Source organism: Pseudomonadales bacterium, assembly GCA_024234215.1.
Taxonomy (GTDB): domain Bacteria; phylum Pseudomonadota; class Gammaproteobacteria; order Pseudomonadales; family UBA5862; genus JACKOQ01.
On the sequence record JACKOQ010000001.1, the window covers coordinates 513025 to 527014 of the forward strand.

The following is a 13990-nucleotide window of genomic DNA, read 5'->3' on the forward strand; positions in this document are numbered from 1 at the left end:
TCCTCGATTTTATTCTGGTCGTTGATGTTATTGATCTTGTTGGTCGAAGCGGGCGCTTCGAGCCGGGTCGCCGGATCATCGGCCGGGGTGAACTTTACCGAAAACCGGTGTTGATTACGACTGCTGTTTGCGGTGCTTGAGCGCACGAACGGCAAAGCGTGCCGGGTTGAGTGCCGTCATCACTGTGCTCTCGACCGGCAGGCTGTCACCGCTCACCAGCGCGGCGATCAGTTCGGCGCACAGCGGCGCCTGGACGAATCCGCGCGAGCCATGGCCGGCATTGATGTAGAGGCCCGGCAGGTGGCGGATCGGCTGCGCGCCCGCTGTCACCGGCCCGACCAGCGGCAATCGGTCTGGGGTGGTGGCACGAATGCCGTAGCGTCCAGCAAGGCGGGCTGGATCGAGCTGTTCGTCTGCCAGCTGCTGGTGGAAGGTCGGGAATTCCTGCTGCAGCATCGCCAGATTGCGCCGATGGTCGTCGATGCTTGGCAGGCCGTCGTCATCGTGCAGCCGATAGCTGGCGCCAAAGGTGTGCGCCGCCTGGTCCGCCGGTGCCAGATAGCCTTCACCACACAGCACCAGTTGCAGTGACCGGCTGGCGCTGGAGACGGGCAGTTGGCTCACCTGCCCGCCGATCGGCTTGATCGGCAGCGCTGCCAGCGGTTCGAAGCGGGTCGAGGCAGCGCCGGCGCTGATCACCACGGTCGCTGTGCGCAGCAGGCAGTGACCGGAGCCATCGAGCAACTGCCAGCTGCCATGCTCGGCGTCGTGGCGCAGTTGCGTCACTGCGGTGCCGAAGTGACAACGGATGCGCGGATGGCTGCTCAACTGCTGGCAGAGCGCGGTCGGGGTGAGCCAGCCGCCGGTCGGAAAGAGCAGCCCGCCCTGTGCCAGCGCCACGCCGGCGAGCTGACTGGCCTCTGCTGCGTCGACCCAGCGCACCAGCGTCGTCGGCAGGCCGGAACGGTGGGCGATGTCGAGCAGCCGCTGGCGGGTGGCCGCCTGCGTCGCCAGTTGCAGCAGGCCGCAGCCATGCAGCAGCGTCGCCTGTTCGGCGCTGCGCTGCTGCTCCAGTGCCTGGTAGAACCGCAGTGCGTGGAGGTAGCTGTGCAGCGCAAAGCGGCTCTGTGGCGTGGCGTGGGCCGAGAGCTTGCTGTAGAGCACCGCCTGCGGATTGCCCGAGGCGGCGCGGCCGGCGCCGTTCTCGCTGTCGAACAGTGCGACCTCGATGCCGCGCCGGGCCAGTGCCTGCGCGGTGCTGCTGCCGGCGATGCCGGCGCCGATCACGGCCACCGGTGCAGAGGCCGTGGCGGCATGGCGGGCCGGTGGCAGCCAGCTCCATGGAGGACCTGGCTCGACGACCGGTGCGGTCGCTGCCACGAAATGGCCGAGCAGCCGTTCACGCTTGTGGCCAAAACCGCTGGCGCGCTCCACCCTGAAACCGGCGTCGCTCAGGCCGCGGCGCACTGCACCGGCAGCGGTGTAGGTGCCGAAGGTGGTGCCGGGACGCGACAGCCGGGCCAGTTGCCGGTAGAGCCCGTCGTGCCACATGCCGGGGTTGCGCTGCGGGGCAAAGCCGTCGAGGAACCAGCCATCGATGGCGAAGCCCTGTCGGGTGCAGAGCTGCGCCAGCATCGCCTCGGCGTCGCCGAACAGCAGATCGAGGGTCACAGGGCTGGTGCCGGCATGCAGTTCGAGGCGGTGGATGCCGGGGATGGCGGCCGGATAGGCCGCGAGCAACGGCTCGCTCAGTGCGGTGAGCGGCGGATGGCGGGTCAGTGCGCGGGCCAGATCGTCCGGGTGCAGTGGATGGGCCTCGACCGCCAGATAGTGCAACCGGGCCGCTGCCGGCGCCAGCCGCTGCCAGAGCTCCCAGGCGAGCAGAAAGTTGCTGCCGGTGCCGAAGCCGGTCTCACCGAGTGTGAAGCGGTCACCGCTGCGCAATCCTGACCAGCGCTCGCCCAGCCGGTTGGCATCGAGAAAGACCAGCCGGCTTTCGGCCAGGGCGCCGGCGCGGCTGGCATAGTGGTCACCGAAGCGGGATGAGAAGGGTTCATCGTCCGCCGACCAGTCGATCTCGGCCTGGGGCAGCGCAAAGGGTGGGTCGGCCTCGGACATCGCTCGGCTCAGCCGTTGTGGCTGCTGCTGAACAGCAGCGGCGCGAACGCATCCATGAACAGGTAGAGGTAACCGCTGATCAGCAGGGCGCCGAGCAGGTTGATCGGCAGGCCGGTTCGCGCCATCTGCCCGATCGAGAAGTAACCGGAGCCATAGGCAATGGCATTGGCCGGCGTCGCGGTCGGCAGCATGAAGGCATAGGAGCAGGCGATGGCCGCGCTGCTCATCAGCAGTTGGGTCGGCAGGTCGAAGATCACTGCGATGGCGCCGACCAGCGGCAGGATCAGCGCGGCCGTGGAGATGTTGGAGGTGACCTCGGTCAGGGCCAGCGCGAACAGGGTGGTGATCAGCAGGATCCAGAACGGGGCGATGTCGGGCAGGTTCAGCAGTTGCCCCGCCAGCCACTCGGTCAGGCCGGTCTCCTGAAAGCCCTGGGCGATGGCGAAACCGCCGCCGAACAGCAGAATGATCTCCCACGGCAGTTGCTTGGCGCTCTTCCAGTCGAGCAGCGGCTCGCCGGGTCGACGGCCGGAGGGGATGACGAAGAGGGCGACGGCACCGGCCAGCGCGATGGTCGAATCCTGCACCCAGTCGAAAAACTCGCTCTGGTTGAGGGCGCGCACAATCCAGCCGACCACCACCAGCGCAAAGACTGCGATGAGCCGCCGCTCGGCGCGGCTGAAGTCGCCCAGATCCTGGTGCGCCTTGTGGAACAGCGCGGTGCCGCCGGGCAGGTGGTTGAAACGGGTCGGGTAGGCGATGCGGGAGAGGTAGAACCAGACACCGAACAGCATGACCAGCGCGACCGGCAGCGTCATCAGCATCCAGCCGATCAGGCTGAGGCTCATTTCGTGCTGCTGCGCCAGAATGCCGGCCAGAATGGCGTTGGGTGGCGAGCCGACGATCGTCACTGCGCCGCCGATCGAGGCGGCATAGGCGATGCCGAGTGTCAGACTGGTGGCGAAGGCGCGCTGATCGCGGCCGCGTTCGGTGTAGGGGCTGGGCGCGCTGCCGAACTCATCGTGCAGCAGCGCCAGCGCCACCGTCAGCATCATCATTGCGGTGATGGTGGCGCTCATCCACATGCTGAGCAGCGCGGTGACCAGCATGAAACCGAGCAGAACCCGCTCCGGCGAATGCCCCATCACTGCCAGTGTGCGCAGGGCGATGCGGTGGTGCAGCCCCCACTTTTCGATCGCCAGTGCCAGCAAGAAACCGCTCAGAAAGAGGTAGATCAGGTGGTTGGCGTAGCTGGGGGTCACTTCGGAGGATTTCATCACCCCGAGCAGCGGATAGAGCAGGATCGGCAGCAGCGCGGTGATGGCGACCGGTACGGCATCGAGCAGCCACCAGATGGCCATCATCGCCACCACGGCACCGACCCGCTGCGCTTCGCTGGAGAGCCCTTCGGGCCGGGGCAGCAACAGGATCGCCAACAGCAGCAAGGGCCCCAGCCAGAGTCCGATTCGTTGCCGCATGGGCCATGCTCGCTCCCGGTCGATGAAGCGGGCGATTATACGGTGTCGAACACCTTCTGTAAGCGGTGCCAGAGGGCATGGATGCGGGTGGAGATGCGGTGGTCGACCGCCTCATGCTTGCGCCCCTTGGCCTGATAGAGCTGCATGTCGGCCTGCTTCAGCAGTGCCGTGCCGCTGTCGATGCCGCTCTGCTCGGTGCTGGCGACACCGCAGCTGATGCTGTAGGGGATCGACTGGCCACGGAATGGACAGGGGTGGGTGCGAAAGTAGTGGTCGAGCCGCTGTGCCACCCACTGTGCCTGCTCCTGTCGCTGTCCGGGCAGCAGCAGCACGAATTCGTCACCGGCGTAGCGAAAGGCGCAGTCGACCCGGCGGATCAGCTTCTCCAGTCCCTGGGCCAGATGGCGCAGCACGGCATCGCCGGCATCGTGGCCATGGGTGTCGTTGATCTGCTTGAAGTCGTTGCAGTCGATGAAGATGGCACACAGCGGTGCACCACTGCGCTGGGCACGGCTGATCTCCCGCTCCAGCGCCTGATCGAACTCGCGGCGGTTGTACAGGCCGGTGAGCGCATCGCGGGTCGCCAGGTATTCGAGCTGCTCGCGCGAGGCCAGGTTGGCCAGGTAGAGCGACACCTTCACCGTCAGTTGCGACAGAAAAAAGGTGTCCATCGACGGATCCCAGCGGTTTGGTTTGCGATCGCCCTGCACCAGCGCGCCGATCAGCCGGCCTTCGAGCTGCAACGGCGTCACCGCCATCGACCGCACCATCCCTTGCAGATAGGGGGGAATCAGCCAGTTGTGCCGCTCCGCGCAGTGGCTGACCAGCCAGGCATCGGGAAAGTGGCCAGAGAGTTGCCGCAGGCCGGCTGCCGACAGCGGGACCAGGCTGCGGGTCAACTGGTCGCAGTGGGAGAGGTGGTGAATCAGCGGCGCGGTGATCGGCTCATCGATCAGCGCCACCCAGGCCTCGGGCACGCCGAACTTCTCCTGGATCAGCGCCAGCAGCCGATCGAAGAAGTTGCGGCTGTTGTAGATCGCCAGCACCTCGCTCTCGATCTCGAAGATCTTGCGGGCGAGTGTTTCGTTGGTGCGCAGGTTGTCGAGCAGTTGATTCAGAGAGGTCATCGATCCGGGCCGCGAAAGTGAGAACGGTTTCACACATTTTGAGTATAGACGGGGATCGGCGCTTCGCCGGCGCAGCGCGAACAAAATCGGATCAAGCGCTGCCGGGCCGGTGCGAAATCGCGCTCTAGTGAGGTAACATACTGATTTGATTGATGGTTGGGTTTGCCCGCCTTGAAGTCTCAGCAGTCAGGAGTCATCTGGATGTCGTTGGTCTGTACCGAGAAAAATTTTACCGTCTTTGGCCGCACCATTGCGGCCCGTTTCTGGCCGAATCCGCAGGGGAGGCCACTGCTGGCGCTGCATGGCTGGCTCGACAATGCCGCCACCTTCGATCTGCTGGCGCCGCTGCTGGAGGGGTATCAGACCTGCGCGATCGACTTTGCCGGCCATGGCCGCTCCGACCACCTGCCGCCGGGGGTGCCCTACAGCTGGTTTCTGCAGATGAACGACGCCTTTGCCGTCGCCGATCAACTGGGCTGGGCGCAGTTCACGCTGCTGGGTCACTCGATGGGAGCACACCTGGGCCTCTACATGGCGGCGGCCTTTCCCGAGCGCATCGACCGGCTGGTGCTGATCGATGCCATCGGCCATCCCGGCCTCAAGAGCGAACGCATCGTCGCTGAAACGCGGCAGGCGCTGGAGCGGCTGCATGGGCTGGAAAACCGCACACCGCCGCTGTATGAAAATTTCGAGGCGATGCTGCTGCCGCGCATGAAGACCGTTGGCAACATCACCGAGGCGGCCGCACGCACGCTGCTCGACCGTGGTGTCACGCCCTGCAATGGCGGCTTGACCTGGAGTTCCGATTCGCGGCTGCGCTACCCCGATCCGGCACGGTTGACCGAGGAGGAGGTGCAGGCCTTCATCCAGGCCGTCGAGGCACCGACACTGCTGATTCTGGGCGAACAGGGCTGGCCCTGGAGCACCGACTTCATCGCGCGGCGCACCGCGGTGCACCGCAACCTGCAAAAGCTGATCCTGCCCGGTGGCCACCATCTGCACCTGGAAGATTCGGCGCCCGAAGTGGCGCAGGCCATCCTCGACTTTCTCGGCAGGGCGGCATGAGCGGTTTTGTACTCTACTCCACCTCGGGCTGCCACCTCTGCGAACTGGCGCTGCAGAGCGCGCTGCCGCTGCTGACGCTGCGTGGCGAGATGCTGACCGAGGTGGAAATCGCCGACGATGAGGCGCTGCTGCAGCGCTATGGCACCACCATTCCGGTGCTCAGGCGTCTGGCCGATGGCGCAGAACTGGGCTGGCCGTTCGATGGCGAGCAGTTGCAGGTGTGGCTCGATCGGGTTTGAGCACACAGAGGTTCATATTGCCTGCATGGCGCCGTGGCGGCATCATCCTGCTTCATGATGAGGTGAGCAGGTGAGGGCGGGCCGATGAAGGTGATGATCGATCTCTGCGTGGTGCCGATCGGTGTCGGCGTCTCGGTCTCCGACCATGTGGCGGCCTGCCAGCAGATCATCGCTGCGGCTGGCCTCAGCCATCAGCTCCATCCCTATGGCACCATCATCGAAGGTGACTGGGATGAGGTCTTCGCCGTGGTGAAGCAGTGCCACCAGCGCGTCCACGCGATGGGTGCGCCGCGCATCCACACCACCTTGCGGGTCGGCACCCGCACCGACCGCGACCAGAGCATGCAGCAGAAGGTCGAAAGCGTCGAACGCAAACTGAAAAACCTGTGACAGCGGAGTGAACCATGTCCCCTGCAAACCGCAGCAAACTGGAACCGATCAGCGCCGAGCAGGCCCTGCCAGGAAGGTCGCAGACGATGCCGGTTCCGCCACTGCACACCGTGCTGAAGACCCCGTTGCAGCCGCCCTTTCCGGCGGGTTTGCAGCAGGTGCTGTTCGGCATGGGCTGCTTCTGGGGCGCCGAGCGGCTGTTCTGGCAGACGCCGGGTGTCTACGGCACGGCAGTGGGCTACGCCGGCGGCTTCACCCCCAATCCGACCTATGAGGAGGTCTGCTCCGGCCGCACCGGCCACAGCGAGGTGGTGCGGGTGCTGTTCGATCCCGAGCGGGTGAGCTATCCGCAGTTGCTGACGCTGTTCTGGGAGCGGCATGACCCCACGCAAGGAATGCGGCAGGGCAATGACCTCGGCACCCAGTACCGTTCGGCCATCTACTGCTTCAGCGATGCGCAGTTGGCCGCCACACTGGCCTCGCGCGATCAGTTCCAGCAGGCGCTGGCGGGTGCCGGCCTTGGTCGCATCACCACCGAGATCGCGCTGGCTGGCCCCTTCTACTACGCCGAGCCCTATCATCAGCAGTACCTCGACAAGAATCCGGGCGGCTACTGCGGGCTGAAGGGCACCGGCGTCAGTTGTTCGGTGTGAGCGTGGTGACCGACAACCCGGAGACGCTGCTGTTCGCTTATGGCACCCTGCGGCGGGCTGCGCTGATCACCGCGCTGATCGGGCGCCTCCCCGCTGCCGCTCGGGCCTGGCTGCCAGACCATGCCGTGGTTCGGCTGCGTGGCACGCCCTATCCTTGTCTGCGGCCACGGCGAGGTGCAGTGACGCCCGGAACGCTCTACCGTGGTCTTGCTCCCGACGAATGGCAGCGGCTTGATCGTTATGAAGGCGCCCGCTACCGTCGTCGGTCGCTGCGGGTCACTCCGCAGGCTGGCGGTGCGGCGGTGGCCGCCGCGGTCTATCTGCTGGCGCCGGCCTGCCGTGGTCAATCCGGGCCGCCCTGGCGCTTCGAGCGGCCGGGCCGTGCCGTCCGTCCGCGCAGCAGCGCACCCTTCAGCGCCCGTTTCAGGTTTCATGGAATCGAACATGATGCAACCGCGCCGCACGCCCGTTGAGCAACCGATCATCCTGCTCAGCGTCTACTATCCTCACCATCACGATGTGAAGGTGATCGAGTGGCTGCTCGATCATTTTCATCCGCGCAATGCCCGCATCATCGCTGCCGGGCCGATCCTGCAGGACATGACCCGCTATGCGGTGCTCCGCTTCGTCAGCGAGCTCGATGTCCGCAGGTTCAAGAACTGGGCGCGCGAGCAGAAGTACCGGATCGTCGATCGGGATGTGCGCGGCGAGCCGCTTTGAGTGGCGCACCGTCGTCCTGGCCCCCATTTTGCTGCCGGCTGGACAGACATTTTCTCGCGGTGAGGTGACCACGTGATCATTGGTGTTCCCAGAGAGATCAAGACCGAGGAGTACCGCGTCGGGCTGACGCCCCATGCCGTGCACGAGTTGGCGCTGCATGGGCATCGGCTGCTGGTCGAGCGTGGTGCCGGACTGGGCAGCGGTTTCGGCGATGACGACTATCAGCGCGCCGGTGCCACGCTGATCGACAGCGCTGCCGAGATCTGGGCGCGTGCGGCGCTGATCGTCAAGGTCAAGGAGCCGCAGCCGGGCGAATATGGTCTGCTGCGCGCTGGGCAGCTGCTCTTCACCTACCTGCATCTGGCGCCCGATCCGACCCTGACCCAGGCCCTGCTCGACAGCGGCGCCAGTTGCATCGCCTACGAGACCGTCACCAGTGCCGGCGGGCAACTGCCGCTGCTGACACCGATGTCGGAGGTGGCCGGCCGGCTGGCGATCCAGGCCGGCGCGCACGCTCTGGAGAAGTCGCAGGGGGGGCGGGGGCTGCTGCTGGCCGGCGTTCCCGGCGTCAAGCCGGCGAAGGTGGTGATTCTCGGCGGCGGCGTGGTCGGCAGCAGCGCAGCGCTGATCGCCCTCGGCATGGGGGCCGATGTGACGCTGCTCGACCGCTCGATCGAACGGTTGCGGCAGCTCGAACAGCAGTTTGGCGGCCGCCTCGACACCTGTTACGCCACCACCCACAACATCGAGCGCGAGGCGGTCACCGCCGATCTGATCATCGGTGCGGTGCTGATTCCGGGCGCTCGCGCACCACGACTGATCAGCCGGACGCTGCTGGGCAGCCTCAACCCCGGTGCGGTGCTGGTCGATGTCTCGATCGATCAGGGCGGTTGTTTCGAAAGCTCCCGACCGACCACCCACCGTGCGCCGACCTATGTCGAACAGGGTGTCGTCCACTACTGCGTCGCCAACATGCCGAGCGCGGCGGCCCGCACCGCCTCGCTGGCGCTCAACAACGCCACGCTGCCCTATGTGCTCGAGCTGGCCGATGCGGGGCTGTCTGCCGCGTTGCTGCGCAGCCCCGGGTTGCGGGCGGGGCTCAATGTCCATCAGGGCCGGCTCACCTGTCAGGCGGTGGCCGAGGCGCAGGGACGCGATTATTGTGCGGCCGACACACTGTTCGCGGCCTGAGAAAAGGGTGATGCGATGAGCAGCAGTGAGCGCCGCTGGCCACTGTGGCTGCAACCCTGGGTCACAGTCGCCCTGGTGGCCCTGCCGATCTCCAACTGGATCAAGTGTCCGCTGCTGCTGCTGTTCTGGTGGTGGAGTTTCGGCCCGACCCGGCGCAGCGAGCGCTGGCTGTTCGGGCTCTCCTGCCTGCTGTTCACGGTGATGAACCTGATGGCGCTGCGGCAGGGGATCTTCGCCTTCACTTCCCCTGACCTGCTGGGACTGCCCTGGTATGAGTTCTTCATGTGGGGCTTCTACCTGCTGCATGCCCGGCGCCTGCTCGGACCTGCCTGCTCGGCGCCGGCAACAGCGGTCTGCTGGCTGCTGATGGGGCTCTTCGCGCTCTGTTTCACCGCGCTGAGCGACCCAACCTGGCTGCTGCTGGCCAGTGCGTCACTGCTGGCGGTGACCCGCTGGCTCGATGCCGACCCTCTGGCCTGGCGCCATGCCGGCTATCTGCTGCTGCTGGGCGCGCTGTTCGAATATGTCGGCGTCCACAGCGGCCAGTGGCACTATCCCGGTGCCCCCTGGGGCGGGGTGCCGCTCTGGTTCGTCACGATGTGGGGCGGCATCGGTTTCTTTGCCCAGCGAGTCGCCTGGTCCCCACTGCTGCGGCTGGATGCGCGCCAGAGCGCTGGCTGACTCCCCTTCTGCGTCGCCTTGCCGGGCGGTTTCACCCGAAAAAAAAGCCGGATCAGATCGATCCGGCTTTTTGCGTGGGCCCTTCGGCCGTGGCCGATCAGCCGCGCTCGTACAGGGTCACCACACAGGTACCGCCGATGCCGAGGTTGTGCTGGAGTGCCAGACGTGCGCCCTCGACCTGACGCCGATCGGCGCGGCCGCGCAATTGCTGCACCAGTTCGTAGCACTGTGCCAGGCCGGTGGCTCCCAGCGGATGGCCCTTGGAGAGCAGTCCGCCGGAGGGGTTGACGACGAACCGGCCGCCATAGGTGTTGTCATTGTCCTCGATCAGCTTTTCGGCGCCGCCTTCGGGGCAGAGACCGAGTGATTCGTAGGAGATCAGCTCGTTGGCGGTGAAGCAGTCGTGCAGTTCGACCACATCGATGTCCTGCGGATCGACACCCGAAGCTTGGTAGACCTGCTGGGCGGCCGAGCGGGCCATGTCGTAGCCGACCATCTTCATCATGCTGTCGCCGAAGCTGCTTTCGGTGTCGGTGGTGACGGCCTGGGCCTTGATGGTGACCAGATTGCCGAGGCCATGGCGGGCAGCGAATTCGGGTGAGCAGAGCACCGCCGCGCCGGCACCGCAGGTGGGTGGGCAGCACTGGTAGCGGGTCAGGGGCTCGAACACCATCGGCGCGGCCATGATCTCTTCGAGGCTGAGCGGGGTATTGAAGAGGGCCAGCGGGTTGTTGGCGGCATGTTTGCGCGCCTTGACCGAGATCTTGGCCAGGGTTTCGGCCTTGGTGCCATATTTCTTCATGTGCTCGCGCCCGGCGCCGCCGAACATCTGTGCCGCGCCGGGCGCGTTCATGTCGACGCCCTGGAGTCTGGCCATGGTGGCGCCGTGGCGCTCGCCCGGCGAGCTGCGGTCGCCGAAGTAGCTCTTGAGGGCACCGGCGGTCATCTGCTCGAAGCCGACCACCAGCGCGCACTCGATGGCACCGTAGGCAATCGCCTGGCGCGCCACGGCCAGCGCGCTCGAACCGGTCGAGCAGTTGCTGTTGAAGTTGAAGATGGGGATGCCGGTGAGTCCGGCGCTGTAGACCACCTTGTGGCCACAGCAGCTGTCACCGTAGACGTAGCCGGCAAAGGCCTGCTGCACTTCGCGGTAGTCGATGCCGGCATCCTTGAGGGCGTCGGCGATCGCCTTGGCACCCATGACCGAATAGTCTTCGCTGGCGCCGGGTTTGGTGAACTGGGTCATGCCGACGCCGATGACGTGGACGGGTCTGCTCATACGGTTACCTATCAATGGTGTGATTATTGTGAAGGGTGGATTGGTCAGGTGTCTGGTCAGGTCTGCTTGCGGATGATGGCAGGTCGTCCTGCCGGTTGGCGCAGCGCTGTACAGCCTGCATGAGGCGGATTTCCCTGACAGTGGCAATGGTCACACAGGCAGTCGGCATCGGCAAGATTGGCGGAGGTTCTGGCAAGGGCGCGGCGGTGAAGTATCATTAAAACGGCAGCGCCGGCGTGATGACCAGGCGCCCATGAGGAGAGCGGGTTTTGAAGGTGTGGCGAGAAAGCAGATTGTCTGGCAGAGCAGTGCGCCGTTTCATGATGATGGCGCTGCTGTTTGTGCCGCCCGCCTGGAGTGGCGAGCAGCAGCACGACAACCCCGATCCATGGGAGGGGTTCAACCGCAAGGTGTTCGTCTTCAACGACACCTTCGATCGTTATCTGCTCAAGCCACTGGCGCGCGGTTACATGGTGGTGATGCCCGACTGGGCCGACCGCGGGCTCTACAACTTCTTTGGCAACCTGAGCGAGCCCCGGGTGATCGTCAACGGCTTGCTGCAGGGCAAGTTCAAACAGGCTGGCGGCGATGGGCTGCGCTTCGTGCTCAACTCGACCGTGGGCCTGCTGGGCTTCATCGATGTGGCATCGCGGTTCGATCTGCGCAAGCATGACGAGGATTTCGGCCAGAGCCTCGGCGTCTGGGGTCTCTCCAGCGGGCCCTATCTGGTGCTGCCGCTGCTGGGGCCGAGCACGGTGCGCGACGGTGTCGGGCTGGCGCCGGACTTCATGCTCGATCCGATCGCCCGGATCGACGAGGATGAGACCCGTTACGCAGTGATCGGCTTCAAGGCGGTGATCGTTCGGGCGCACCTGCTGTCGAGCGAAAAGCTGATCAGTGGCGACCGCTACCTGTTCATCCGCGATGTCTATCTGCAGAACCGTGAATTTCTGATCAAGGGGCAGACCAGGGATCCCTTTCTGGACGAGAGCGACGAATAGTCCGCCGACCGTCGGCGTCGCTCAGGCCAGAATCTCCAGCATCAGGCAGCCATGCAGGAAGTGGCCGTTGGCGGTTCGCTCGACGCGGGCCACCTCGGCACGGGTCTGAATCGCCGTTTCGTCGAGCCGGCTGCCGTCGATGCTGGCAAAGGCGGCGGTAAAGTGGGTGCCGGTCGGCAGCGCCTCGTCCAGTTCCACCGACAGGCCGGCACCGCTCAAGTCGCGGCAGCGACCGCGCAGTGTGCGTGGCGGCTGGTCGATTTCGAGAGTGACCTCGCTGTTGAGCCGCATCCGGATGAAATCACGTTTCTCGGCCCAATTTCGTTCAACTGAAGGCATTGGCGGCACTCCTGGCAAAGGGATCAGGGCATGGCCTGCATGGACGGTACGGCAGGCCGGGCGGCCACAGTGTATAACAGCTTGAAAGGGTTCACACTTTCCCCGTTCGTCGGTCGAGGGTCTCTTCTGTTGAACTGATTGCTTCCATCGGGTGCAGCGCCTGTTGGGATGCAATTTGCTTGATATCGTGAAATGGGTGCAGACAGGGTAAGCTGCACGCCCTTTTGCTTCTGATTGACGCAGATTCCAGTAACGGACAACCCAGACGGAGCTCGGCGTGATTCGTAAAATCCTGATTGCCAACCGGGGCGAGATCGCGGTGCGCATTGCCCGCGCCTGCGCCGAGATGGGGATCAAGTCGGTGGCCATTTACACCGATGCCGATCGCCATGCACTGCATGTCAAGAAGGCCGATGAAGCCTATTCGGTCGGCGCCGACCCGATGCAGGGCTATCTGAATGCCCACACCATCGTCAATCTGGCGGTGGCCTCGGGCTGCGATGCGATCCATCCCGGCTATGGCTTTCTGTCCGAGAACCCGCTGCTGGCCGAGACCTGCCAGCGGCGCGGAATCCGCTTCATTGGCCCCTCGGCCGAGGTGATCCGGCGCATGGGCGACAAGGTCGAGGCACGCAAGGCGATGATCGCCGCCGGCCTGCCGGTGACACCGGGCAGCGAGGGCAACCTCGCCGGCGTCGAGCAGGCGCGAACAATCGCCGCGCAGATCGGCTACCCGGTGATGCTGAAGGCGACCAACGGTGGCGGTGGCCGCGGCATTCGCCAGTGTGCCGACGATGCCGAACTGCTGCGCAACTATGAGCGGGTGGTCTCGGAGGCGAGCAAGGCGTTCGGCAAGCCGGAGGTCTTCGTCGAGAAGTGCATCGTCGCGCCGCGCCACATCGAGGTGCAGGTGCTGGCCGACGCCCATGGCAACGTGGTGCATCTGTTCGAGCGCGACTGCTCGATCCAGCGGCGCAACCAGAAGCTGATCGAGATCGCGCCGTCACCGCAGCTCTCGCCGCAGCAGCGGCAGCGGGTCTGCACGCTGGCGGTCGAGGCGGCGCGCGCGGTGGGTTACCAGAATGCCGGCACCGTGGAGTTCCTGCTCGATGCCCAGGGCGATTTCTACTTCATGGAGATGAACACCCGCCTGCAGGTCGAACACACCATCACCGAGACCATCACCGGGCTCGACATCGTGCAGGAGCAGATTCGCATTGCCGCCGGCGAGCCGCTGTCGATGCAACAGGATGGCATCAGCTTTCGCGGCTTTGCCGCCGAGTTCCGCATCAATGCCGAGGATCCGCAGAACAGCTTTCTGCCGAGCTTCGGCCGGGTGAGCCGTTACTATGCGCCCGGCGGACCGGGGGTGCGCACCGATGCGGCGATCTACACCGGCTATGTGATTCCGCCCTACTACGACTCGATGTGCGTCAAGCTGACGGCCTGGGCGCTCGACTGGGAGGCGCTGATCGCCCGCTCGCGGCGGGCGCTCAACGACCTGAGCCTCTCCGGGGTCAAGACCACCATTCCCTACTACCTGCAAATTCTGCAACATCCGGCCTTTCGCGCCGGGCGTTTCGACACCACCTTCGTCGATTCGCACCCGGAGCTGCTCGCCTACAGTCTGCGTCGTCCGCACGAGAACATCGCCGCGGCGATCTCGGCGGTGATCGCCGCGCAAGCCGGCCTTTGATCAAGGAGTCGCC

Annotated in this window: 15 protein-coding genes; 10 read left to right on the forward strand and 5 right to left on the reverse strand. The window is 65.4% G+C overall.

The window, feature by feature from the left end; translation table 11 throughout:
* Window positions 1-114: 114 nt before the first annotated feature.
* From mnmC to H7A13_02525, 3 genes are read right to left on the reverse strand one after another with little or no spacing between them, the layout of a single operon-like run.
* Window positions 115-2118, reverse strand: a complete 2004-nt coding sequence (gene mnmC, locus H7A13_02515; protein MCP5332222.1) for a bifunctional tRNA (5-methylaminomethyl-2-thiouridine)(34)-methyltransferase MnmD/FAD-dependent 5-carboxymethylaminomethyl-2-thiouridine(34) oxidoreductase MnmC — start codon at window positions 2116-2118, stop codon at window positions 115-117.
* A gap of 8 nt (window positions 2119-2126) precedes the next feature.
* Window positions 2127-3596: an SLC13/DASS family transporter gene (locus tag H7A13_02520; GenBank protein MCP5332223.1), complete on the reverse strand. Its 1470-nt coding sequence runs from the start codon at window positions 3594-3596 to the stop codon at window positions 2127-2129.
* Window positions 3597-3631: 35 nt separating this feature from the next.
* Window positions 3632-4723 (reverse strand): sensor domain-containing diguanylate cyclase, encoded by a 1092-nt coding sequence (locus tag H7A13_02525; GenBank protein MCP5332224.1) that lies wholly within the window; start codon window positions 4721-4723, stop codon window positions 3632-3634.
* A gap of 201 nt (window positions 4724-4924) precedes the next feature.
* Here H7A13_02525 and H7A13_02530 point away from each other — a divergent pair, with 201 nt between their 5' ends.
* From H7A13_02530 to H7A13_02565, 8 genes are all read left to right on the forward strand, one after another.
* Window positions 4925-5788: an alpha/beta hydrolase gene (locus H7A13_02530; protein MCP5332225.1), complete on the forward strand. Its 864-nt coding sequence runs from the start codon at window positions 4925-4927 to the stop codon at window positions 5786-5788.
* Window positions 5785-6027, forward strand: coding sequence for a glutaredoxin family protein (locus H7A13_02535; GenBank protein MCP5332226.1), 243 nt, complete (start codon window positions 5785-5787; stop codon window positions 6025-6027). The genes H7A13_02530 and H7A13_02535 overlap by 4 nt, the downstream gene beginning before the upstream one ends.
* 84 nt (window positions 6028-6111) lie before the next feature.
* Window positions 6112-6417, forward strand: coding sequence for an MTH1187 family thiamine-binding protein (locus H7A13_02540; GenBank protein MCP5332227.1), 306 nt, complete (start codon window positions 6112-6114; stop codon window positions 6415-6417).
* Between the two features lie 14 nt (window positions 6418-6431).
* Complete coding sequence (gene msrA, locus H7A13_02545; GenBank protein ID MCP5332228.1) at window positions 6432-7070, forward strand: peptide-methionine (S)-S-oxide reductase MsrA; 639 nt, start codon at window positions 6432-6434, stop codon at window positions 7068-7070.
* A 5-nt stretch (window positions 7071-7075) separates the two neighbouring features.
* Window positions 7076-7543, forward strand: coding sequence for a gamma-glutamylcyclotransferase (locus H7A13_02550; protein MCP5332229.1), 468 nt, complete (start codon window positions 7076-7078; stop codon window positions 7541-7543).
* Window positions 7515-7790 carry a hypothetical protein gene (locus tag H7A13_02555; protein MCP5332230.1) on the forward strand — a complete coding sequence of 92 codons (276 nt, stop codon included), beginning with the start codon at window positions 7515-7517 and terminating at the stop codon, window positions 7788-7790. The genes H7A13_02550 and H7A13_02555 overlap by 29 nt, the downstream gene beginning before the upstream one ends.
* A gap of 72 nt (window positions 7791-7862) precedes the next feature.
* The gene (gene ald / locus H7A13_02560; GenBank protein MCP5332231.1) at window positions 7863-8981 is read left to right on the forward strand and encodes an alanine dehydrogenase; all 1119 of its coding nucleotides are present in this window, start codon (window positions 7863-7865) and stop codon (window positions 8979-8981) included.
* Between the two features lie 15 nt (window positions 8982-8996).
* Window positions 8997-9662, forward strand: a complete 666-nt coding sequence (locus tag H7A13_02565) for a hypothetical protein (protein ID MCP5332232.1) — start codon at window positions 8997-8999, stop codon at window positions 9660-9662.
* Between the two features lie 97 nt (window positions 9663-9759).
* On the opposite strand, the gene H7A13_02570 is transcribed toward H7A13_02565, so the two are convergent.
* Complete coding sequence (locus H7A13_02570; protein ID MCP5332233.1) at window positions 9760-10941, reverse strand: lipid-transfer protein; 1182 nt, start codon at window positions 10939-10941, stop codon at window positions 9760-9762.
* A 320-nt stretch (window positions 10942-11261) separates the two neighbouring features.
* On the opposite strand from H7A13_02570, the gene H7A13_02575 reads away from it, so the two are divergent.
* Window positions 11262-11942: a VacJ family lipoprotein gene (locus tag H7A13_02575; protein MCP5332234.1), complete on the forward strand. Its 681-nt coding sequence runs from the start codon at window positions 11262-11264 to the stop codon at window positions 11940-11942.
* Window positions 11943-11963: 21 nt separating this feature from the next.
* Here H7A13_02575 and H7A13_02580 read toward each other — a convergent pair whose 3' ends face one another.
* Complete coding sequence (locus H7A13_02580; GenBank protein ID MCP5332235.1) at window positions 11964-12281, reverse strand: PilZ domain-containing protein; 318 nt, start codon at window positions 12279-12281, stop codon at window positions 11964-11966.
* 277 nt (window positions 12282-12558) lie between these two features.
* On the opposite strand from H7A13_02580, the gene H7A13_02585 reads away from it, so the two are divergent.
* The gene (locus H7A13_02585; protein ID MCP5332236.1) at window positions 12559-13977 is read left to right on the forward strand and encodes an acetyl-CoA carboxylase biotin carboxylase subunit; all 1419 of its coding nucleotides are present in this window, start codon (window positions 12559-12561) and stop codon (window positions 13975-13977) included.
* Window positions 13978-13990: the final 13 nt, after the last annotated feature.